At 19.5% G+C, this 25,373-nt stretch carries 17 protein-coding genes, 5 tRNA genes and 1 pseudogene; 2 read left to right on the top strand and 21 right to left on the bottom strand.

Translation table 11 applies throughout. The features are described 5' to 3' along the window. Positions 1-44 precede the first annotated feature (44 nt). The 9 genes from rodA to GJT84_RS01640 form a co-directional block, all read right to left on the bottom strand. Positions 45-1,151: a rod shape-determining protein RodA gene (rodA, locus tag GJT84_RS01600; RefSeq protein ID WP_168867193.1), complete on the bottom strand. Its 1,107-nt coding sequence runs from the start codon at positions 1,149-1,151 to the stop codon at positions 45-47. Positions 1,152-1,172: 21 nt separating this feature from the next. Further along, positions 1,173-3,038: a penicillin-binding protein 2 gene (gene mrdA / locus GJT84_RS01605; protein WP_168867194.1), complete on the bottom strand. Its 1,866-nt coding sequence runs from the start codon at positions 3,036-3,038 to the stop codon at positions 1,173-1,175. A 66-nt stretch (positions 3,039-3,104) separates the two neighbouring features. Continuing rightward, positions 3,105-4,121, bottom strand: a complete 1,017-nt coding sequence (gene holA / locus GJT84_RS01610) for a DNA polymerase III subunit delta (RefSeq protein WP_168867195.1) — start codon at positions 4,119-4,121, stop codon at positions 3,105-3,107. A 92-nt stretch (positions 4,122-4,213) separates the two neighbouring features. Beyond that, a complete protein-coding gene (gene leuS / locus GJT84_RS01615; RefSeq protein WP_168867196.1) occupies positions 4,214-6,748 on the bottom strand; it encodes a leucine--tRNA ligase in 2,535 nt (844 codons plus the stop codon). A gap of 381 nt (positions 6,749-7,129) precedes the next feature. Next, complete coding sequence (ybeY, locus tag GJT84_RS01620; RefSeq protein ID WP_168867197.1) at positions 7,130-7,582, bottom strand: rRNA maturation RNase YbeY; 453 nt, start codon at positions 7,580-7,582, stop codon at positions 7,130-7,132. Positions 7,583-7,652: 70 nt separating this feature from the next. Next, positions 7,653-8,999 (bottom strand): tRNA (N6-isopentenyl adenosine(37)-C2)-methylthiotransferase MiaB, encoded by a 1,347-nt coding sequence (miaB, locus tag GJT84_RS01625; RefSeq protein WP_168867198.1) that lies wholly within the window; start codon positions 8,997-8,999, stop codon positions 7,653-7,655. An 81-nt stretch (positions 9,000-9,080) separates the two neighbouring features. Then, positions 9,081-9,152: transfer RNA gene (locus tag GJT84_RS01630), tRNA-Gln, on the bottom strand. Between the two features lie 29 nt (positions 9,153-9,181). Continuing rightward, positions 9,182-9,264 (bottom strand) — tRNA-Leu (locus GJT84_RS01635). A 15-nt stretch (positions 9,265-9,279) separates the two neighbouring features. After that, positions 9,280-9,353 (bottom strand) — tRNA-Met (locus GJT84_RS01640). Between the two features lie 125 nt (positions 9,354-9,478). Here GJT84_RS01640 and glnS point away from each other — a divergent pair. Further along, positions 9,479-11,137 (top strand): glutamine--tRNA ligase, encoded by a 1,659-nt coding sequence (gene glnS / locus GJT84_RS01645; RefSeq protein ID WP_168867199.1) that lies wholly within the window; start codon positions 9,479-9,481, stop codon positions 11,135-11,137. Positions 11,138-11,198: 61 nt separating this feature from the next. On the opposite strand, the gene fldA is transcribed toward glnS, so the two are convergent. Further along, positions 11,199-11,711: a flavodoxin FldA gene (fldA, locus tag GJT84_RS01650; RefSeq protein ID WP_168867200.1), complete on the bottom strand. Its 513-nt coding sequence runs from the start codon at positions 11,709-11,711 to the stop codon at positions 11,199-11,201. 24 nt (positions 11,712-11,735) lie between these two features. Next, a complete protein-coding gene (locus tag GJT84_RS01655; RefSeq protein ID WP_168867201.1) occupies positions 11,736-12,509 on the bottom strand; it encodes an alpha/beta fold hydrolase in 774 nt (257 codons plus the stop codon). A 228-nt stretch (positions 12,510-12,737) separates the two neighbouring features. Here GJT84_RS01655 and pgi point away from each other — a divergent pair, with 228 nt between their 5' ends. Then, complete coding sequence (pgi, locus tag GJT84_RS01660; RefSeq protein WP_168867202.1) at positions 12,738-14,360, top strand: glucose-6-phosphate isomerase; 1,623 nt, start codon at positions 12,738-12,740, stop codon at positions 14,358-14,360. A gap of 163 nt (positions 14,361-14,523) precedes the next feature. Here pgi and GJT84_RS01665 read toward each other — a convergent pair whose 3' ends face one another. The 10 genes and pseudogenes from GJT84_RS01665 to secG all read right to left on the bottom strand — a co-directional run bounded on the left by GJT84_RS01665 (position 14,524) and on the right by secG (position 25,222). After that, the gene (locus GJT84_RS01665; protein ID WP_168867203.1) at positions 14,524-16,197 is read right to left on the bottom strand and encodes a DEAD/DEAH box helicase; all 1,674 of its coding nucleotides are present in this window, start codon (positions 16,195-16,197) and stop codon (positions 14,524-14,526) included. 407 nt (positions 16,198-16,604) lie between these two features. Then, on the bottom strand, positions 16,605-18,695 hold the full coding sequence (pnp, locus tag GJT84_RS01670) for a polyribonucleotide nucleotidyltransferase (protein WP_168867204.1): 2,091 nt from the start codon (positions 18,693-18,695) through the stop codon (positions 16,605-16,607). An 80-nt stretch (positions 18,696-18,775) separates the two neighbouring features. After that, a complete protein-coding gene (rpsO, locus tag GJT84_RS01675) occupies positions 18,776-19,045 on the bottom strand; it encodes a 30S ribosomal protein S15 (protein WP_168867205.1) in 270 nt (89 codons plus the stop codon). Positions 19,046-19,084: 39 nt separating this feature from the next. Further along, positions 19,085-20,008, bottom strand: a complete 924-nt coding sequence (truB, locus tag GJT84_RS01680; protein WP_168867365.1) for a tRNA pseudouridine(55) synthase TruB — start codon at positions 20,006-20,008, stop codon at positions 19,085-19,087. A 30-nt stretch (positions 20,009-20,038) separates the two neighbouring features. Then, complete coding sequence (gene rbfA, locus GJT84_RS01685) at positions 20,039-20,407, bottom strand: 30S ribosome-binding factor RbfA (protein ID WP_168867206.1); 369 nt, start codon at positions 20,405-20,407, stop codon at positions 20,039-20,041. Positions 20,408-20,453: 46 nt separating this feature from the next. Beyond that, positions 20,454-22,745, bottom strand: a pseudogene (infB, locus tag GJT84_RS01690) (translation initiation factor IF-2); the annotation flags it as partial. A gap of 226 nt (positions 22,746-22,971) precedes the next feature. After that, a complete protein-coding gene (gene nusA, locus GJT84_RS01695; RefSeq protein ID WP_168867208.1) occupies positions 22,972-24,462 on the bottom strand; it encodes a transcription termination factor NusA in 1,491 nt (496 codons plus the stop codon). Between the two features lie 249 nt (positions 24,463-24,711). Continuing rightward, positions 24,712-24,788: transfer RNA gene (locus GJT84_RS01700), tRNA-Met, on the bottom strand. Positions 24,789-24,849: 61 nt separating this feature from the next. After that, positions 24,850-24,939: transfer RNA gene (locus GJT84_RS01705), tRNA-Leu, on the bottom strand. 22 nt (positions 24,940-24,961) lie between these two features. Continuing rightward, on the bottom strand, positions 24,962-25,222 hold the full coding sequence (secG, locus tag GJT84_RS01710; RefSeq protein ID WP_168867209.1) for a preprotein translocase subunit SecG: 261 nt from the start codon (positions 25,220-25,222) through the stop codon (positions 24,962-24,964). Positions 25,223-25,373 lie beyond the last annotated feature (151 nt).

Below are 25,373 nucleotides of genomic sequence, written 5' to 3' on the forward strand. Positions count from 1 at the left end.
ATTATTTATAAAAGATTAATTATTTTATTATTTAAATATATTTTTTAGGTATAATTTTTTTTATGAGTATGAATGGACATTATAATACCAAAACTAGTTAAAATTACTATAAGAGATGATCCTCCACAACTAAATAAAGGCAAAGGTATACCCACAACAGGTAATAAACCACTAACCATACTAATATTAATAAAAACATAAAAAAATAATACCATTATTATACCACTAATTACAATTTTTCCAAAAAAATCTTCTGTTTTTAAAGCCAAAAATATTCCTCGAAATATTAATAACATATATAAACTAATTAATAATAATACACCTGTAAATCCAAATTCTTCTGCTAAAACATCAAATATAAAATCTGTAGATCTTTCAGGTAAAAATTCTAATTGATTTTGAGTTCCATTTAACCATCCTTTTCCAAATAATCCTCCTGATCCAATAGCTATTTTAGATTGAATAATATGATATCCTGCTTTTAAAGGATCATTTTCAGGATGAAATAACATAAAAATTCTTTCTTTTTGATAATCATGAATAAATAAAAACCATAATATAGGCATCATTATTAAAATTATTAATAAACTGTTAAAAATAATTTTCCATGATAAACCTGATAAAAATAAAATAAACAATCCAGAAATATCAATTAAAACAGCAGTTCCTAAATCAGGTTCATTAATTATAAGAATAGTAGGAATAATAATTAAAATAATTGTTTTAAAATATGTTTTTATTGAAATAGGATAAATATTTTTACTTACTATCTTAGATATAACTAAAGGTATTACTATTTTTATTAGTTCTGATGGTTGAAATTTTATTAATCCTAAATCTAACCATCTTTGTGCTCCTTTACTACTATATCCTGTTATATAAACAATAATTAATAAAAAAATACAAATATAATATAATATAAAAGCCCATTGTTTAAAAAATTTTGGGGGTATTTGAGCAACTATTACCATTAAAATTAATCCTAATAATATTTGTATTAATTTATTTTTCAATATATAATCATTTGTTCCAGAAGCACTCCATGTAACTATAACACTCATAAATAAAATTAATATAATACATATTAACATTATTAGATCTATATGTAATTTTGAAGTAAAAAAATTTTTTAATGATTTATTATTTTTCATATTTTTATATTTATAAATATATTATTGTATTAGATAATCTTTCTCATGTAAAAAAATATAATTAAAAATTTTTCTCATAATATTTCCTATGAATAAGCCATTATTATTTTCAATAATAATTACAATAGCTATTTGTGGATTTTCATAAGGAGCAAAAGCTATTAAAAGTTTATGGTCTCTTAAATTTTCTTTTATTAAATGAATATTACGTATATTTTTATTCCTTAAATTAAAAATTTGTGCTGTACCAGATTTAGCAGCTATTTTATATTTTGAAGATGCAAAACTTTTATAAACAGTACCATTATGATGATTTGCTACTCCATACATCCCAATTTTTATTAAATACCAATATTTATAAGGAATATTATTAATTGAAGGATAATGTTTAAATTTAAAAGGATAATATTTATTATTTATTTTTATTTCTTTTAAAATATGAGGTTGTTTTACAATACCATTATTAATTAATATCATTAATGCTTTAATCATTTGTATTGGTGTAACATTCCAATAACTTTGTCCTATTCCTACAGATATAGTATCTCCTTGACGCCAAATATCTTGTATATGATTTAACTTCCATTTTTGTGTTGGTAAATTACCTGGTTTTTCATTAAATAAATCAATATCTGTTAGTTCTCCATAACCAAATTTTTTCATCCAATGATGTAATTTATTAATACCCATATTAAAAGCTATTTGATAAAAAAAAGTATCAGCTGATTCTTCTAATGATTTAATAATATTTAAATAACCATGACCATTTTTTTTCCAATCTTTATAAGACGTATTATACTTAGGAAGTATCCACCATCCAGGATCAAAAATAATAGTATTTTCATCTATTAATTTTAATTTTAAAGCAGCTATAGATATATATGGTTTAACTGTTGATGCTGGAGGATATATTCCTTGAATAACACGATTAATTAATGGTTTATTTTTATTATTTAATAAAATATTTAAATTTTTTTGAGTAATACCATTTATAAATAAATTTGGATTAAAACTAGGAGTAGAAACCATAGCTAAAATACTACCATTTTTAGGATCACTAACAATAATAGCAGAACGTACATTATTAGGAATTAATGATGAAATATATTTTTGTAATTTTATATCTATATTTAAAATAATATCATAACCTGAATATGGAAGTTTTTGAGAAATTTGACGTATAATATAACCTTTATTATTTACTTCTATTTTTTTATATCCAGTAACTCCATGTAAAATATTTTCATAATATTTTTCAATACCTACTTTACCAATATTTTGAGTACCAAAATAATTATTTCTTATATGTTGTTTTTTTAAATTTTGTAAATCTTCAATATTAATTGTTGATACATATCCAATAATATGAGCACATAACTTACTATAAGGATAAAATCTTTTTTGATAAGTTTTTAAAAAAAAAGTTGGAAATTTATATTTATTTAGAATAAATTTTGCTATTTCTATATCAGTTAAATCGTTTTTTAAAACTATTGGACGTAATCTATTTTTTTTTAATTCTTTTATAAATAAATCAATATCATTATTTGATAAATGTATTATCGATTGTAATTCTATTATTTTTTTTATAATATTTTTCATTTTAAGAGGTATCATTATTAATTTATAATGAGTTTTATTCATAGCTAATATTATTCCATTTCTATCATAGATTAATCCTCTTATAGGTTCTAAAGGTAATAATTTAATATAATTATGTTTAGATTTTTTTTGATAAAAATTAAAATTTTTTATTTGTAAACTATATAAATTAAATAATAAAATAGATAAAAGGAATATAATAATTATTAATGATATTATTATTCTTTTAAAAAAAATTTGAGATATTTGTGAGTTTTTTTGAAAATTTTTTAAATCTAATTTCATTAGATAATTATTTCCTTAATTGTTAATAAAAATTAATATTTTATATTTATAATTAGTAATTTTCTTTTATGAAATTAATAAAATTAATTTTTCTAAATCTATCCAAAAATATTTTTTTATATAATCATTAATTAAAAAACTTTTAATATTTATTTCTATTTCTAATAATAATTTAATTGATAAATATAATTTATTATGAGTAATTTTTTTTAATAAATTCGTTAAAATAATATATTTATTTTTAGGTATTAAAAATTTTTCTAATAATAAATTAAAATTACTCTTATTTATATTTCTTTTTAAGATTAAAAGTATAAAAATATTATCTGTTATTTTATTTAATATTATAAAAGGATTTATTCCTTCATATTTCATTTTTGTTAATATATTAATACTATGTTGTTTTTCTTCTAATAATATAGAATCAATTAAATCATAATATTTTATAAATAAAAAATTATTTGTAATATTTAAAATAATTTTTGAATCAATATTTTTTTCTTTAGGATATAATAAAGATATATCTTTAAGAGTCTGATATAAAAATGTCAAATTATCTTCATATAAATAACATAATAATTTACAATTATAATCATCTAACGATAAATTTAATTTTTTAATTTCAAGGTTAGTCCAATGAATTAATTGTATATTATTTAATTTATTACATATAACTAACAGAAATAATTTATTGTTAATTATTTTAAAAATAAAATTTGAAGTAATAGCAATATCTGTATGAATTTCTAAAATTAATATAATATCAATATTAATAATTTTAAAAAAATAATTTATTTCTTTTTTAAATTTAATAAATATTTTTTTATCAAGAAAAATAAGATTAATTATTTTTTTTTTATAAAAAAAATTTTTTTCTAAAAAATGATTAAAAATTAAATTCCATTTAATTTTATTATCAATAATTATAGAATTATATTCTATAAAATTTAATATTTTTATTTGATTTCGTAAATTAATAATAGTTTGTTTTATAAATAAAGGTTCATTACCAATTATTGTATAACAATTATATTTATTTTTATAAATATTAACATTCGTATTTTTTATTAAAATTTGGTTCATAAAAAATATTATTTATATAATTATATTATATATTCAATAATCATTAATTATAATGATAATATCATTAACAAAAAATATTTTAAAGATTTTTATTATTCAGTAACTATATTAAATATCTTATTTGGTATATATATAGTTTTAATTATATTATAATTTAATATTAATTTTGATATTTTATCATTATTAAATATATATTTTTTAATATTATCTTTAGAATTTTTATAAATATACGGTATTTTTATTATATATTTTTTTTTTCCATTAAGTTGTACGATAATATTTAATAAATTTTTTATTTTTAATTTAGTATTAATAATTAAAGGCCAATTTTCATAATCAATATTATTATTATTTCCCATGTATTTCCATAACACAAAACAAAAATGAGGTGTAAATGGATACAACATTTTAATAATAACTATTAATGCATTATGAATGATAATATGATCTTTTGTATCAGAAATTTCATATTTAATAATTTTATTTGATAATAACATTATTGATGCTATTGCTGTATTAAAAACTTGTCTTCTTTCAATATCATCTGAAACTTTAATTATTATTTTATTTATATAATTTTGTAATAATGTTTGTTTTATGTTCATTTGTGAATAAATTTTTTCTTTATTCATATTTTTTATATAACAATTAAATTTATTATGTTGATAAATAAATTTCCATATTTTTTTTAAAAATCTTGACATTCCTTTAATTCCAGATTCTTTCCATTCTAAAGATAAAGTAGGTGGAGCAGCAAACATTATAAAAAGTCGTAAAACATCAGCACCATATTTTTTTATTATATTTTCTGGATCTACTCCATTATTTTTTGATTTAGACATTTTAATCATTCCATTATATACTAATTTCATACCTGTATTGTCTTCGACATCAAGAATATTATTATTTTTATCTCTTTTTTTTATAATAATATTTTCAGGTGATATCCAATGATATTTATTTTTTTTATCTATATAATAAAATGAATCAGCTAAAACCATTCCTTGACATAATAAATTTTTTACCGGTTCATCAGTATCTAATAAATTAAAATCTCTCATTAATTTATGAAAAAATCTAAAATACATTAAATGCATAGTAGCATGTTCTATGCCACCTATATATTGATCAACAGGAAGCCAATATTTTACAGCAGATTTATTTAATATTGATTTATTATAATTAGGGCAGGTATATCTTGCATAATACCAAGAAGATTCTATAAAAGTATCAAAAGTATCTGTTTCTCTAATACCTTTTAAACCATTTAAATCATATTTAAACCAATCTAAATTATTATTAATTTTTTCACTATAAGTTTCTTTTTTATTTTGATTAAATATTTTATTAGGAAATGATATTGGTAAATCTTTTTCTGTTAAAGTAATAATTTTTTTATTATTTAATATAATTACAGGTATAGGTGTACCCCATAACCTTTGTCTTGAAATACTCCAATCTTTTAAACGATAATATTTTTTTTTTTTTGCTATACCTTGTTTAATTAAATTATTAACAAATAATTGAATATTATTTTTATCAATTAAAAAATCTATATTTTTATCTAAAAATATAGGTATATTATATTTTTTAGCAAATATTAAATCTTCTTTATTATGAGTAGGTAATCCAATACTAACTTGAATATCATAATCATTATAAATTTTATTAACTATAAATATAGGAATTTTTTTTTTTGTTATTGTATTAATAGCAAACAATTCACTATTAATACATAATTTTTCAACAGAATTTTTTTCTAAAAATAAATTAGATAATTTTATAAAATTATTAATTTTAGTATTTATATAAGAAAAATTTTTACATATAGGATGATTAAATAATATTTTTATAAAGCAAATATCAGTAATATAATAAATATTTTTTATAAAAACTTTTATTTTATAATTACTATTAAAAATATAGAAATCTACTTCTAATCCTTCTATTTTACCTATCCAATTGATTTGCATGGTTTTAACTTTTTTAGGCCAACCATTTAATTTTTTTAATGAATTTAATAATTCTTCAGCATAATTAGTTATTTTAAGAAACCACTGAGAAATAGATTTTTTTGTTACAATACTATTACATCTCCAACAACAATTATTATGAACTTGTTCGTTTGCTAATACAGTTTGATCAATTGGACACCAATTTACAGATGAAATTTTTTTATAAACTAATCCATGATTATATAATTTTAAAAAAAACCATTGTTCCCAACGATAATAATTAGGATCACAAGTAGTTATTTCTCTATTCCAATCAAAACTAAAACCTAATAATTTTAATTGTTTTTTCATATAACTAATATTATTTTTAGTCCATATATTAGGTTTTACATTATTATTTATTGCTGCTATTTCAGCAGGTAATCCAAAAGCATCCCAACCAATAGGATGTAAAACATTTTTACCTAACATACGTTGATATCTAGCAATTACATCTCCAATAGTATAATTACGTACATGTCCCATATGTAATTTTCCTGAAGGATAAGGTAACATAGAAAGACAATAAAATTTTTTTTTATTTTTATCTTCAGTAACTTGAAATGTTTTATTTATTTCCCATTCTTTTTGTACATATGATTCTATTTCTTTAGGTAAATATTCTTTTTTCATATTTATATATACTTTTTATTTTTTTCTGCATAAAATTAATAATATTATTTATATTAGAATATAATATTTAAATAGTATTTATTATTTTAATATATATTTTTTAATTAAAATAATATTTATTTTATTTTTAAAACTTTGAAATTATTTAAAGAATACTTTTATTTAAATTATTTCGTTATATTAAATCTTAATAAATTTCTAATTAATTTTATTTTTTTTCATATCTATAAATAACAAACATTAACAAAATTATAATAAATTATAAACAATAAATTATTAATAATTTTAATTTAAAATAAAATTATAATAGAAATTATATTTATCAAATATAAAAATTATTTTTTTAAATTTAAATTAAATATATATTTTATATAAATATAATTAACTATAAGGATTAGAATATCCAAGTAAATTAAGTAATTTAATTTCTTCTAATTGCATTATTTTTTTTTCATTATCATAAAAATGATCAAATTTTAATAAATGTAAACTTGAATGTACAATCATATGAGCCCAGTATTCTTCTATTTTTTTATTATATATACAAGCTTCATATTCAATAATTTCTTTACATACAATAATATCTCCTAAAAGAAATTTTTTAGATAAATAATCTTCATAAGGAAAACATAAAACATTAGTTGTTTTATTAATATTTAAAAATTTTATATTAAGTTTTCGTATTATATTTTTTTCTACAATACAAATATTTATTATAAATTTTTTTTTATAACTATAAAAAATAGTATTTAACCAATTATATAAATTATTTTTTAAAGGTAAATTATTATTATTTTTACAATAATTATTATAATTTAATGTAATTTTTTTCATGTATTATTTATTAATAAATTTTAATTTAAAATTATCAATTTAAAATTATAAAAATAATTTTAAATTAATATTAATTATTATCACTTACAGAAATAAATTTACCATGTAAAGAATATAAATAAAAAGCAGTAATTTTTATATTAACTAATTTTCCAATATAATTATATTTATTTTGAAAAAAAACAACTCTATTATTTTCTGTTCTTCCAAAAAAAAATTGTTTATTTTGAGGAGATATTCCTTCTACTAAAATAGTTTGTATAGTATTTAACATTTTTTTACTAAATTTTATTGTTTGTTGTTTAATATAATATTGTAATATATATAATCTTTGTTTTTTTTCATATTCACTAATATTATTATTATTTAATCTGTTTGCAGGAGTTCCAGGTCTAGGAGAATATATAAAACTAAAACTCATATCAAAATCAATATCTAATATTAATGAAATAGTTTTATAAAAATCATTTTTTGTTTCTCCTGGAAAACCAACAATAAAATCTGAACTAATTTGAATATTTGGTCTAATATTTCTTAATTTATTTATGATATTTTTATATTCAATAATATTGTATCTTCTTTTCATTAATGATAAAATTTTATTAGAACCACTTTGTACAGGTAAATGAATAAAACTAACTAATTGAGGTATTTTTTTATATGTTTCAATTAATTCTTCTGAAAAATTTTGTGGATGACTAGTAGTAAATCTAATTCTTTTAATATTTTTAATTTTAGAAATCATTTTTAATAATACTGAAAAATTATAAATGTTTCCTTGTAAATCTACATATTTATAAGCATTAACATTTTGTCCTAATAAATGAATTTCTTTAACTCCTTGTATAGTTAAAGTTTTTATTTCAGAAATAATATCTTGATAAGGTCTACTTATTTCTTTTCCTCTTGTATATGGTACAATACAATAAGTACAGTATTTATTACAACCTTCTATTATAGTAATAAATTCACTAATATTTTTTTTTTGTGGTAATGGAAAATAATTAAATTTTTCTATTTTTGGAAAACTAATATCAATTAAATATTTTTTAAATTTAAGAACTTTATTAATCATCATAGGAATTCTATGTAAAGTTTGTGGTCCAAAAATAATATCTACATGATTAGCTCTATTTAATATTTTTTTACCTTCTTGTACTGCAACACATCCTCCAACACCAATAATAATATTAGGATTCAATTTTTTTAAGTTCTTCCATCTACCTAATTGATGAAATAATTTTTCTTGTGCTTTTTCTCTGATAGAACATGTATTTAATATAATAATATTAGCATTTTCTATAGAATTTGTAATTTTACAATTTAATTCTAATTTCATTAAATCGGCTATCTTAGATGAATCATATTCATTCATTTGACAGCCCCAAGTTTTAATATATAATTTATTATTTAACATAATAATCTACTATTAAATTTATTAAATATAAATATTATAAATAATATAATATATTTTATAAATATTAGTTAAAATATAACTCTGGGGTACCTGGATTTGAACCAGGGATGCCGGTATCAAAAACCGGTGCCTTAACCTCTTGGCTATACCCCAAAATTTTTATATGTAAAATAAAAAATATTTGCGGAAGACGAGATTTGAACTCGTATATTATAACAATGCCAGAACCTAAATCTGGTGCGTCTTCCAATTCCGCCACTTCCGCTTAGTAGTTTGTTTATAGCTACGATGGGAATCGAACCCATGACCTCAGCGTTATGAGTGCTGTGCTCTAACCATCTGAGCTACGTAGCTAAAATTTATTTTTATAACACATATATTAATATATTATGTAAATATAAAATTAGAACGTCAACTAATTTATTATCTAAAATTAATATTTTTATTAATTATATTATAAAAAAATGGTATATAAATCAATGTATAAAAAAAATAATACTTATAAAAATAATTTTATTTATCAAATTATTAATAATGATTTAAAAAATAAAAAATATAATTTAATATATACAAGATTTCCACCTGAACCTAATGGTTATTTACATATTGGACATATTAAATCTATATTTCTTAATTTTAAAATAGCAAAAGATTTTAATGGTAAATGTAATTTAAGAATTGATGATACTAATCCTATTAAAGAAAATATTGAATATATAAAATCTATAAAAAAAGATTTAATTTGGTTAGGTTTTAAATGGTCTAATAATATTAAATATTCATCAGATTATTTTTATCAGTTATATCAATATGCTTTAGAATTAATTAATAAAGGCTTAGCATATGTTGACGAATTAAATATAGAAGAAATTCGTAATTATAGAGGTACTTTATTAATTCCTGGTAAAAATAGTCCATATCGAAATCGGAGTATACAAGAAAATTTAAAATTATTTGAAAAAATGAAATTAGGTGAATTTCCTGAAGGAAGTGTATCTTTAAGAGCAAAAATAAATATGCAATCTAAAATTATTCTTTTACGAGATCCAGTTTTATATAGGATAAAATTTGTAAAACATCATCAAACAGGAAATAAATGGTGTATATACCCTATGTATGATTTTGCTCATTGTATTGCAGATGCTATTGAAGGAATTACACATTCTTTATGTACATTAGAATTTCAGGATAATAGAGCATTGTATAATTGGATACTCAAAAATATAAGTATAAATCATTATCCAAAACAATATGAATTTTCTAGATTAAATATAGAATATTCTGTATTATCTAAAAGAAAAATGAATCTATTAGTTAATAATAAAATTGTAAATGGATGGGATGATCCTAGAATGTTAACAATTTCAGGATTACGAAGAAGAGGTTATTCTGCATCATCTTTAAAAGAATTTTGTTCTCGTATAGGTGTTACAAAACAAAATAATATGATAGAAATGGTATCTTTAGAATCATGTATTAGAGATGAATTAAATAAAAACGCTCATAGAATAATGGCTATATTAAAACCTTTAAAAGTAATTATTACAAATTTTCCTATTACAAAAAAAAAAATTAAAATTATTGCTCCTAATCATCCCCATAATAATACTATGGGATTTAGAGATATTTTTTTTACTAAAGAAATATATATAGATGAATTAGATTTTATTGAAAATGACATAGAAAATAATAAAAAACTTACTTTAGGAAAAGAAATACGTTTAAGATATTCTTTTGTAATTAAAGCAGAAAAGATTTTAAAAAATAGTAAAGGAAAAATTATTTGTGTATATTGTACTTATGACTCTAATACCTTAGGTAAAAAATTAAGTAAAAACAGAAATGTAAAAGGAGTTATTCATTGGATATCAATTTCTCACTCTATTCCTGCTGTTTTTCGTATATATAATAATTTATTTACAAAAAAAAATATTGATAATATTGATAATATTTTTTCTTTTTTAAATAAAAAATCATTATTAATATATAATGGTTTTATTGAAAAAAATATTCTAGAAAAAAAAAATAAATCTTTTCAATTTGAAAGAGAAGGTTATTTTTGTTTAGATAAAATAGATTCTAATAAACAAATGTTATTTTTTAATCAAATAACATCATTAAAAACAAATGTTAAATAATTATAATTTTTAAAAAAATCAATTATATATAAATAATATAATTGATTTTCTTATAAAAAAATTAAAATCTAAATTCTTTAGATATTTGTTTAACCCATTTTTTAATACGTAAAGAAGTTAAATGAGATTGCCTATCTTCATCTATAGTTAATCCTAAAAAATAATCTTTATTTTTTAAACTTTTAGTATATTCAAAATTATAACCTAAAGTAGGCCAATATCCTATTATTGTAGCTTTATTTCTTTTAACAATTTTATAAATTAAACTAATTGCATCACAAAAATAATCTCCATAATCTTCTTGATCTCCACATCCAAATAAAGCTACAATTTTATTTTTAAAATTAATTTTTTTTAAAATAGGAAAAAAATCATCCCAATCACATTGGGCTTCACCATAATACCAAGTAGATATACCAAATAATAATATTGGAAAATTTTCAATATCTTGTTTACTACTTTTAGAAATATCAAAAATTTTAGTAATATTATTACCTAATTCTTTTTGAATATTTAATGCAACATTTTCCGTATTTCCTGTATCACTACCAAAAAAAATACCTATTTTAGACATATTAATTATTATCCTCTAATAATTTTATTTTAAACAAAAATTCAATATTTGATTTATAACTACATTAGTTACTTCAATATGTAAAAAATGACCCGCAGGAATATTATATATTCTTGCTGATGGAAATTGATTAAATAAATCTTTATAATGAAGATTATTAATATAAGAAGATTTTTCTCCTTTTAAAAATAATGATTCTCCTAACCATGCAGGTATTTTTTCCCAATTTAATATTTTATCATATTCATGATTTAATATAGGTAGATTAAATTGCCATTTACCATAAGAAAATGAATTTAAAAAATATTTTATTATATATTTTTTTTTTATATAAAAATTCATTATTTCAAAAGCTTTTTTTTTAGTAAATATCTTTAATTTATTAATTTTTTTTAATATAAAAAAAATATTTTTATTATTATAAAAATAATGAACTGGAGCTATATCAAGAATAATAATTTTTTTTATAATATTAGGAATTAATTTAGTTAAAGTCATAGCAATTTTTCCACCCATAGAATGTCCTATAATGATAATATTATTTTTAATTCTGATATAATTAAGTGTATCTAAAATATCTTGAGCCATTATTGTATAATTCATACTACTATTTTTAGGAGATAAACCATGATTTCTTACATCAATTTCAATAATTTTATATTTTAATCTTTGATTTAAAATTTTTGCAATGTAATGTAAACTATTTATATTACCAAATAATCCATGAATTGTAATAATAGTTATATTTTCTTTTTGATAAAAATTTTTTATAGGAATAATAGAATAATTTAAAATCATATTATATTTAAATTAAAATTTCAAAAATATATAAGTTGTGTTAAAATATATAATATTTAAAATTAAATATATATTTATTATTAATATAATATTATAGAAAATTTTATTAAATATAAAAAATACTAAATTATAAATTTAATATTAATTTTTTGATAAAATAAAATATTAATTGTAGTAACTATTAAAATTATTTAATTAATATAATAAATATACAAAATAAAATTTTTTATGAAAAATATAAATCCTACAAAAACTATTTCTTGGAAAATATTAACAGAACATTTTCAAGATATAAAAAAAACAACATTAAATGATTTATTTAAAAAAGATAAAAAAAGATTCTCTAAATTTTCTATCAATTTTGAAAATGAAATTCTTTTTGATTTTTCAAAAAATATAATTAATGAAAAAACAATTAATAATTTAATTAATTTAGCTAAAGAAGTTAATTATAATGATGCTATTAATTCAATGTTTTATGGTAAAGACATTAATATAACAGAAAAAAGGCCAATTTTACATACTGCATTACGTAATCAATATAGTACAAGTACTTTTTTAAATAATGAAAATATATATAATAATATTATTATTAATTTAAAAAAAATTAAACAAATTTCTGATGATGTAATTTCAGGAAAATGGAAAGGATATAAAAATAATATAATAAAAGATATTATAAATATAGGTATTGGAGGTTCAAATTTAGGTCCATTAATGGTTACAGAAGCATTAAAACCTTATAAAAATCATTTAAACTTACATTTTATATCAAATATTGATAGTACTCAATTAGTAGATGTTTTAAAAAAAATTAAACCAGAAAATAGTTTATTCATTATTTCTTCTAAAACTTTTACAACTCAAGAAACTATTTCTAATGCAAAAAGCGTAAAAGAATGGTTTATTGAAAATACTTCTCATATAAATTTTAATGATAATATATCAAAACATTTTATTGCTATAACTAATAATATTCATTATGCTCAAAAATTTGGAATAAATAAAAATAATATTTTATCATTACCAGATTGGATAGTAGGACGTTTTTCTTTATGGTCATTTATAGGTCTTCCAATATCATTATCTATTGGTTTTAATAATTTTAAAAAATTATTAAAAGGTGCAGATAAAATGGATAACCATTTTTTTTATAATCCTATTAGATATAATATACCTATTATTATGTCTTTAATAAGTATTTGGTATAATAATTTTTGGAAATCAGAAACAGAAGCAATAATACTTTATGATCATTATATGAGATATTTTCCAAAATATTTACAACAATTAAATATGGAATCTAATGGTAAATCTATAGATAGAAATGGTGAAATTATAAATTATCAAACTAGTCCAATTATATGGGGTGGAGTAGGAACTAATAGTCAACATTCATTTTTTCAAATGTTACATCAAGGAACAAAACTTATTCCATGTGATTTTATTGCTCCAGTAATTACTCATAATTATTTAAATAATCATCATGATAAATTAATATCTAATTATATAGCACAGACAAAAGCATTAGCATTTGGAAATCAAGATGATGATAATATTAAAAAAAATATATATAAATTATGTTTAGGTAATCATCCAAGTAATTCAATTTTTTTAAGAGAAATAACTCCATATAATTTAGGATCATTAATTGCTTTATATGAACATAAAATTTTTATGCAAGGTGTAATCTTAAATATTTTTTCTTTTGATCAATGGGGTGTTGAATTAGGGAAAAAAATAGCTAATATGCTAATATTGGATTTAAATAATTCTGAAAAAATAATTCATTATGATGAATCAACTAACGGACTAATAAATTTTTATAAATTATTTAATACATTAAATTAATATTATATAAAAATATTATTTTATTTTTTAGTAAAATAAAGAACTAATAATTTTAGTTAAATATAATATATAAAAAAATATTTATGTAATAAATATATAAATATTTTTTTACAAATTTAATTTATTTTATTTTAAATTAAATATTTTTAAATAAAATGATAATCTATTTATTAAATAATTTAATATTTATAAGTTTATTTAAAATTCTTATTTTTTTAAAATTTTTTAAAATATTTTTCTTTAAAATTTTAGATAATTCAATAGTAGAATATAAGGGAAATAATTTTATATTACCAATATAATGACTATTAATTTCTCCTTCATTAATCATAGCTCCAACAATATGACGAATTTCAACACCATCTTTTTTACCAATATTTATACTATATAATTCCATATCTTTATTTTTATTTTTATAATTTTTTTTATATATATTTTTTACGTTTTTATTTTTTAATATACTATTAAATTTAATAAATTTTGATTTTTTATAAAATGTTTTTTTAGCTATAAAAATAGGATCAGGAGGTAAAATTAAAGGTTTGAGACCTTGTGCTATTTTTAATAAAGCTATTGATAATTTTTCTAAATCTAAATTATTATTATTTTGTAATTTTTGTAAAATTACTTTATATTTTTCTAAATCTTTAGATTCTAATTCTTTATTTATTTTCATTGAAAATTTTATTAATCTTTTTTCTGTTAATAATTTTGAATTAGGTAAAAATACTTCTGGAATATGTAATTTTATTTTTCTTTCAATATTTCTTAAAAATCTTTTTTCTCTATTTTCTACAAACATTAAAGCTTTACCAGTTCTTCCAGCACGTCCTGTTCTTCCTATACGATGTACATAAGATTCTACATCTATTGGAATATCATAATTTATAACTAATGATATTCTTTCAACATCTAATCCTCTAGCAGCAATATCCGTAGCGATTAAAATATCTAAATTTCCATTTTTAAATCTTTCTAATGTCTGTTCTCTAATATTTTGATTCATATCTCCATTTAAAGCTGCACTATTATAACCAGATTGTTTTAATATTTCAGAAACTTCAATAGTTGCATGTTTAGTACGTACAAAAATTAATGCTGCATCAAAATCTTCAGCTTCAAGAAATTTTTTAAGAGCATCTATTTTTCGTCCAAAAGAAGTCCAATAACTTTGATTAATATTTGGTATTGTATCAATATTTGATGCAATTCTAATTTCATGAGGATTATTCATGAATTTTTTTGTAATATTTTTAATTTGTATTGGCATAGTAGCAGAAAATAATGCAATTTGATATCCTTTAGGTATAATAGATATTATATGTTCGACATCTTCAATAAAACCCATTCTTAACATTTCATCTGCTTCATCTAAAACTAAACTTTTTAACTTTGATAAATTAACAGTACCTCTTTTAATATGATCTAATAAACGTCCAGGAGTAGCAACAATTATTTGTGGTCCTAATCTTAATCCTTTTAATTGAATACTATATGATTGTCCTCCATATAATACCAATACATTTACGCCAAGCATAAATTTACTAAATAAAGATATTGCTTTTGATACTTGCATTGCTAACTCCCTAGTAGGAGCTAAAATTAAAATTTGAGTATTTTTATTAGATACACTAATATTTTGTAATAACGGTAAAGAAAATGCTGCTGTTTTACCACTTCCAGTTTGTGCTATACCTAATACATCTTTTTTAAATAATAAAGGTGGAATACATTCTTTTTGTATAGGAGATGGTTTAATATATCCAATTTTATTTAATGCTTTTAAAAGATAATTATTTAAACCAAGTTTAGCAAAAGTAATTTCAACATTAGTCATGTAATACACATGCCTCTTAATTTTATAATGTAAAAATTAAAATATAAATAATAATTATTTTTTAAAATTAATAAATAATGAATTATTTTATAATAATGTTTATTGAAACAATATATTAGATAAATTAAATTTATACATTATGTATTTTATTAAAGTTTTAAAATTATATTAAAATATATTTAATTAAATATATTTTAATATAATTTGTAATTATGTTTCAAAAAATAAACATAATCACAAATACTTTATTTTATTGAAAATATCAAAAAACAACTATAAAAAAAATTATTTAATTAATACTTATTATTAAAATAATTAATTTTATTATAAATCATGAATATAAATTATAAATAGAACTTAATTAAAGAAAATATATATTTAAATTGTTTTTTTATATATTATAATTATTAAATTTTATTAATAGCTGCTTTTATACTTAATCTTATACGTCCTTGTCTATCAATTTCCATAACTTTTACAAGAACTTTTTGTTGTAATTTTAAATAATCACTAACTTTATTTACATGTTTATTAGTAATTTGTGAAATATGAACTAATCCTTCTTTTCCATTATCTATAACAATAAAAGCACCAAAATCTACAATACGTATAACTTTACCATTATATATTTTTCCTACTTCTATATCTGCTGTAATTTCTTTTATACGACGAATAGCAAATTTTATTTGTGAATTATTTTTAGCAGCTATTTTTATAATTCCAGTATCTTCAATTTCTATAATTGTATCAGTTTCTTCAGTTAAAGCTCTAATTACAGAACCACCTTTACCTATCATATCTTTAATTTTTTCTGGATTAATTTTTATTGTATGTATTCTAGGAGCAAATTCTGATATATTTTTTCTAGGTGTAGAAATAACTTGTTTCATAACTTCTAAAATATGTAATCTTGCTGATTTAGCTTGAATTAATGCTAATTTTATTATTTCATAAGTAATACCTGTAATTTTAATATCCATTTGTAATGCTGTAATTCCTTCATGTGTACCAGCAACTTTAAAATCCATATCACCTAAATGATCTTCATCACCTAATATGTCAGATAATATTATAAAATTATTTTTATTTTTAATTAATCCCATAGATATACCAGCTACAGCATTTTTTATAGGAATTCCTGCATCCATCATTGCTAAAGAAGCACCACATACCGATGCCATCGAAGAAGATCCATTTGATTCAGTTATTTCTGAAACAATTCTTGTTGTATAAGGAAATTCTTCTATATTTGGCATAACTGGAATTATTGCTTTTTTTGCTAAATACCCATGACCAATTTCGCGTCTTTTAGGAGATCCTAAGATACCAATTTCACCTACAGCATATGGAGGAAAATTATAGTGAAAAATAAAATTATTTGTTCTATCTCCTAATAAATCATCTAAAATTTGTGCATCTCTTGTTGTTCCTAAAGTAGCAGTAACTAAAGATTGTGTTTCTCCTCTTGTAAATAATGCAGAACCATGTGTACGAGGTAATATTCCTGTACGTACATCTAAATTACGAATCATATCATGATCTCGTCCATCAATACGTAAATTATTATTAAATATTTTTTTCCTAATAATATTTTTTTCTAAATTATAAAAAATCTCATTAATTTGATTATTAGAAATATCATTATATTCTTGTTGTATTAATGTATTTACTTGTGATTTAATAGAATTAATTTCATTTGTTCTATTATTTTTTTCTTTAATATTATAAGCATCATTTAAAGAATTTTTAGCAAGAAAAATAATTTTTTTTTCTATTTCTTCATTAATTTTAATTAATTGCCATTCGAAATTATTTTTTTCAATTTTATCTGTTAATTTTTGAATGTTATCTATTAAAATTTGTTGTTCATTATGTCCAAATATTATTGCATTCATTATTTGATCTTCATTTAATGAATTAGCTTGAGCTTCAACCATTAAAATTTCATTTTTAGTACCAGTAACAACTAAATCTAATTGACTTTTTTTCATATCTTCTGTAGTAGGATTTAAAATATATTGGTTATTAATATATCCAACTCTTGAACTACCAATAGGGCCATTAAACGGGATACCAGATAAATTTAAAACAGCTGATGCACCAATAATAGCTACTATATCAGGATTAATAGATGTATTTACAGACATTACTGTTGCAGTAATTTGAATTTCATTTAAAAAACCTTTTGTAAATAAAGGTCTTATTGAACGATCAATTAAACGAGAAATTAATATTTCTCCTTCACTTTGTCTACCTTCTCTACGAAAAAAATTACCTGGAATACGTCCTGCTGCATATGATCTTTCTTGATAATTTACTGATAATGGAAAAAAAGATTGTTCTGGTTTTAGATTTTTATCTACCATTATAGTAACAAATACAGCTGTATCATCAATACTTACCATAACTGCCGATGTAGCTTGTCTTGCTATAATTCCTGTTTCAATAGTTACAATATTATTACCATATTTAAATCTACTAATAATTGGATTTAACAAAATAAATATCCTTAAATATAATTTTTATTGGAGATATAAAATTTTTAATTTAAAAAAAGATTAATAATTTTAAAAATGATTTATTTTCTTAAACCTAAATTTTCAATTAATAAGTTATACTTAATTAAATTCTTTTTTTTAAAAAAATCTAATAATTTTCTTCTATGTGATATCATTTTTAAAAGCCCACGACGACTATGATAATCTTTTTTATGAATTAAAAAATGTTTTTGTAAATGATTAATTTTAAATGTTAATAAAGCTATCTGTATTTTTGTTGATCCTTTATCAGTATTATGAATTCTATGTTTTTGAATAATTTTTATTTTATTTTCTTTATTAAAATACACAACTTAACTCCATTAAATTATTTATTGATGATATTAAAATTAATTTTGTTGGTTTATTAATTTATATTTTATTATATAACTTTTATTATCAACTTTACAAATTCCTATAAAAATATGTTTATTATAAATACGAAAAGTATTAATAATACTATTATTAATTTTTATTTTTTTACCATTTTTAAGATTATTAATTAAATTCATAGATAATTGTAATTTTGGTAAATAATTTAACATATAATCTGTAGGAAGTAATAATTTATCTAATAATGAAATATTTAATAAATTATTTTTATAATTATTTATTAAATTTTGTAATGTTTCAATTGTAACAATATTTTTATTTAAAATAGATAAATGAGAAATTTTAATTCTACGTAATTTTATTACATGTGCTCCACAATTTAACTTATCTCCTAAATTATCAATTATAGTACGAATATAAGTTCCTTTAGAACAATGTATTTTTAATTTAATTTTATCATTATTAAAATAAATTAATTGTAATTTATAAATTGTTACTTCTCTTTTATTTAATGATAAATTAATACCTAATCTAGCATATTTATAAAGAGGAATACCTTTAAATTTTATTGCAGAATACATAGTTGGAGTTTGTTTTATTTTTCCTCTAAATAAAGAAAGTGTTTTTTCTAATGTTGTTTTAGAAAAATTTATATTATTTTTCTTTATAATACAACCATCTTTATCAGCAGTATTTGTTTTTTCACCTAAACGAGCTGTAACAATATATTTTTTATCTGAATTAATTAAATAACTTGTAAATTTTGTTGTTTCTCCTAAACATATAGGAAGTAATCCACTAGCTAATGGGTCTAAAGTTCCTGTATGTCCTGCTTTTTTAGCCTTATATATAAATTTAATATATTGAAGAATTTTATTTGATGTATATCCAATAGGTTTATCTAATAATAATAAACCATTAACATGACGTTTATTTATAATTTTTCCTCATAGTTTAATATATTATGATTTTTATATATTATTTTTAGAAATATTTGTAATAATATTACTAATATACCTTCCTTTTTCTAAGGAAAAATCGGGAAAAAATATTAATTTTGGTATATTACGTAATATTATTCTTTTTTTTAAAATATATTTAATATATCCTGTAATATTATTTAAATAACAAATTGTTTTTTTTAAGTCATTATGTATTTCTTCTTTATATGGTAACATTATAAATATCTTTGCAAAAGATAAATCTTTTGATATTAATAGATCAGTAACTGTTATAAACTTATTTATACGAGGATCAGAAATATTATGTTGTAAAATATCTGATATTTGTCTTTTTAGTTCATTAGCAATTCTTAACTGACGATATAAATAGTCTACCATTATTTTATTTTACCTTTATAAATATATTATTTATTATTATTAATAATTATTTTTTTTTAATTTCGATATTTTCAAAAACTTCTATTTTATCTCCAATATAAATATCATTATAATTTTTAATACTAATACCACATTCCATTCCATTACGAACTTCATTTACATTATCTTTAAATCTTTTTAAAGATTCTAACATACCTTCATAAATTACATTATTATTTCTTAATAAACGTATTGAATTATGACGTTTTATTGTTCCTTTTAAAACATTACATCCTGCAATTACTCCAATTTTTGTAATTTTAAAAACATTTCTTACTTCAGCTAATCCTAATAATTTATATTTATATTCAGGAGATAAAACATTATTTATATATTTTTGTATATCATCAATTAAATTATAAATTATAGAAAAATATCTTATATCTATATTTTCTTTTTTAATTATGTTACGTGCTACATTATCAGCTTGTACATTAAAACCAATAATCATAACATTATTTAATGTTGCTAATGCTAAAGAAGTATCTGTTTCAGTAATTGATCCTACACCAGAACTAATAATCTTTATATTTATTTGATTATTAGATAAATTAATTAATATATTTTTAATAACTTCTATAGTCCCTTGTGAATTTGTTTTTAATAATATATTTAATTCATAAACTTTATTTTTATCTAATTCTAAAAAAATTTTTTTAAAGTTTTTTTGTTGATTAGCTATTTTTATTTCACGTGATTTATTTTTTCGATATATAGCAACTTCTTTAGCTTTTTTTTCATTACGAACTACTATTATTATATCTCCGGTTAAAGGCATACCAGATAAACCTAAAATTTCTATAGGAGTAGAAGGTCCTGCTTGTAATACTTCCATACCTTTTTCATTACGTAATCCTCTTATACGTCCATATTCAAAACCACATAATACAATATCACCTTTTTTTAACATACCTTCTCTTACTAAGATATTAGCTATAGGACCTCTTCCTTTATCTAAATAAGATTCAATTACTATTCCTTTTGCCATTCCTTTATTAATAGCTTTTAATTCTAAAATTTCTGCTTGTAATAAAATAGCATTTAATAAATCATTAATTCCTATCCCTAATTTAGCAGAAATATTAATAAATATATTATTACCTCCCCATGATTCAGAAATAATTTTATGATTACTTAATTGATTTTTAATATTTTCAATATTTGATGTAGTTTTATCAATTTTATTAATAGCTATAATTATAGGTACTTGTGCTGCTTTAGCATGCTGAATAGCTTCTATAGTTTGAGGCATAACACCATCATCAGCTGCTACTATTAAAACTACAATATCTGTAATTTGTATTCCTCTTAATCTCATTGATGTAAAAGCAGAATGTCCTGGAGTATCAATAAAAGTAATATTTTTATTATTTTTTAATTTAACTTGATATGCTCCTATATTTTGTGTTATACCTCCAATTTCATTAGAAGCTATTTGAGTAGAACGAATATAATCTAATAAGGAAGTTTTTCCATGATCTACATGCCCCATAACAGTTACTATAGGAGATCTATAAATTGGTGTCTCATTAATATTATCTCGATCATTAATTAAAGATATTTCTAAATCATTTTCATGATGTATAATAACTTTGTGACCCATTTCTTCTGCTATTAACTGAGCAGTTTCTTGATCTAAAAATTGATTAATATTTAATACTTCTTCTCCCATATTTATCATAGTTTTTATAATTTGAGAACTTTTAACAGCCATTTTATTAGCTAATTCTATTATACTAATAGTTTTATTAATAATAACATCACGATTTATATGTTTAATAGGTTTATTAAAATTTTGATATAAAATATGAGGATTATTATTAGTAATATTTTTAATTTTAGAATAAATTTTATGATCTTCTTTATCTATTCTATTATTTTTATAATATCTTTTTTTACGAGTAACTTTATTATTTCTCATATGAAAATTTAAATTTATATTTTTTTCATTTAAATTTTTTTTTTTATAAGAATGTTTTAAAAAAGAATTTTTTTTATTATTTATGTTTGATTTATCTTCTATTTTTTTATTTATTATATTATTTTTTTTATTTTTAACTTCTATATGGTTATTAATTTTATTTTTTCCCTGTATATTAATTTTTAATTGTTGCGTTTTTTTTTCTAATAAATAAATATTATTTTTATTAACAGATCTAATATCTTTTTTATTAATATTATTAGATAATATATTATGATTTTTTAATATAATTTTTTTTTTACGTATTTCAACTTTTACAGATTTATTTTGACCTTTATTATTTTGTATATTTAAAATACTATGTATTTTTTTTTGTAAAGTTAATTTTTTAATAAAATTATTTTGTATATTATCTAAGTATATAAAAAGTTTTTCTTTTTCTATTTGATTTACTAAATCATTTTCTGATTTAATAATATTAATATCAGAAAATTTCTGAATTATATATTTTACTGATTTTTGAATTTCAACAGCTAAAGATTTTATAGTTATAACAACATTATCTATCATGCTGTTTACTCCTCTATTTAAAAAAGTAATTTAGTTATACATTATTTTTTTTATTAAACCAACAAGTATTACGAGCAGACATAATCATTTTTCCTGCTTGCTCTTTTTTTAAACTATTTATATCAGATAAATCTTCAATACTTTGTTCTGCTAAATCTTTTATAGAAAGGATTCCTTTTAATTTTAATAAGTTAGCTAATTTATTATTCATTCCTTCAATATTTAATAAATCTTTATCTAAAGGTTTTTTATTTTTTATCTTTTTAATTAAAGATAAACTATATTTAGCTATTTCTTTTATTTTTCTTAAATAGTCTATAGATAAATTAAATTGACTAGTTAATTTATATAATTCATTAATAGGTATATATATTACTTCTTCTATAGAAGTAAGACCAGATTTAATTAATTGTATAGCTAAATTTTTATCAATCTTTAAATTTTTTACAAACATATCAATAATAGCTTTTTTTTCTTCCTTATGTTTTATCTGTAATTCATTATTTGTCATAACATTTAATTCCCATCCGCTTAATTGTGAAGCTAAACGGATATTTTGGCCATTACGTCCAATAGCTTTTGCTAAATTTGCTTCTTCTACAGCAATATCAACAATATGATTATTTTCATCTATTACTATTGATGATACATCAGCTGGAGACATAGCGTTTATAACAAATTGAGCTGGATTTTGATCCCATAAAACAATATCAATTTTTTCTCCATTTAATTCATTAGAGATAGCTTGTACTCTAGCACCTCTCATTCCAACGCATGCACCTACAGGATCTATACGTTTATCATGTGTTTTAACTGCTATTTTTGCTCTATAACCAGGATCTCTTGCTGCAGCTTTAATTTCAATTAATCCTTCATTTATTTCTGGTACTTCAATTCTAAATAATTCAATTAGCATTTTAATTTTTGATCTACTAATAAATAACTGAGGACCACGTAATACTTCTTTTACAGAAAAAAGAAGACCTTTAATTCTATCTCCAGGCCTAAAATTTTCTCTAGGTAACATATCTTCACGTAAAATAGTAGCTTCTGCACCATTACCTAAATCTAAATTTAGATAAGTTTTATTTATTTTTTTTACAATTCCATTTAATATTTTTCCTTCTTTTTGTCTAAATTGTTCAATAGTTACAGCTTTTTCTGCTTCTCTAACTTTATTTACAATAACTTGTTTAGCAATTTGTGTGGTTATACGATCAAAATTAATAGAAGTTATTTGATCATAAATATAATCACCTATATTTAATGAATTATCTTCAATACGTGCTGCATCTAATGTAATCTCTTTAGTAGGATAATGAACTTCTTTTACGATTAACCATTTTCTAAAAGTTTGAAAATTTCCGTTTTTACGATCAATATTAACATATACTTCTATATCATATTCATATTTTTTTTTTGTTGCACTTGCTAATGCACTTTCCATAGCTTCAAATATTTTTTCACGTGGTAAAGATTTTTCATTAGAAACAGCTTCAACAACAGCTAATATTTCTTTATTCATCCTAGTTATCCTCAAAACTAAATTTTTATATAATAGGGAACTAGATTAGCTTGATTAAATATTATTTATAAAATTTTATATTTAAAATTATTTATTTTAAATGGTAACAATATATATACATATTTTATTACTCCTTTTATATAAAGTTTAATTTAAATAATTTTAAATATAATTCAATAATTAAATTATTGAATTAATTTTATTTTAATAAATATATTAATTAGAAATGAGATCTAAATTGATAGTAAATGGTTGCGGGGATTGGATTTGAACCAACGACCTTCGGGTTATGAGCCCGACGAGCTACCAATCTGCTCCACCCCGCGTCTACTTAGTGATATACATGATATGTTAAAATATAAAAAAATATAATAAAAAAATAAACTGTGGTACCGAAGACGGGATTTGAACCCGTAAACCCATTTAAAGGGTACTACCACCTCAAGGTAGCGTGTTTACCAATTTCACCACCTCGGTTTATCATTAAATTAAATCATTTTTATGAATTAATATAATTATTTGTTACAATATTTTTTCTATGATTATTTAAATTACTTAATGTTAAACTAATCATAAAAAAAATTATAGCTAAAACAAAAATAGATTTAGTAATAATTTTATTAGGAGTATTAGTATTAAAAAAAGATTTTGAGTTATTCATAGAAGAACCAATATCAATAGTATTATTATTTTGTAACATAATTAAACCAATTAAAATTATTGATACTATAATAAATAAAATCAAAAATAATTTATACATAATACTATAAAAACATTTAAAATAAAATTATATATATAATAATATATCATTTAAATTTAATTTACAATACATTTTAATAGTTTTTATTATTTATATTTTAATAATATATAAAAAATATAATATTTATAAGTAATATTATAAATTAAAATAA

Source organism: Enterobacteriaceae endosymbiont of Plateumaris sericea, assembly GCF_012562605.1.
Lineage (GTDB): Bacteria > Pseudomonadota > Gammaproteobacteria > Enterobacterales > Enterobacteriaceae.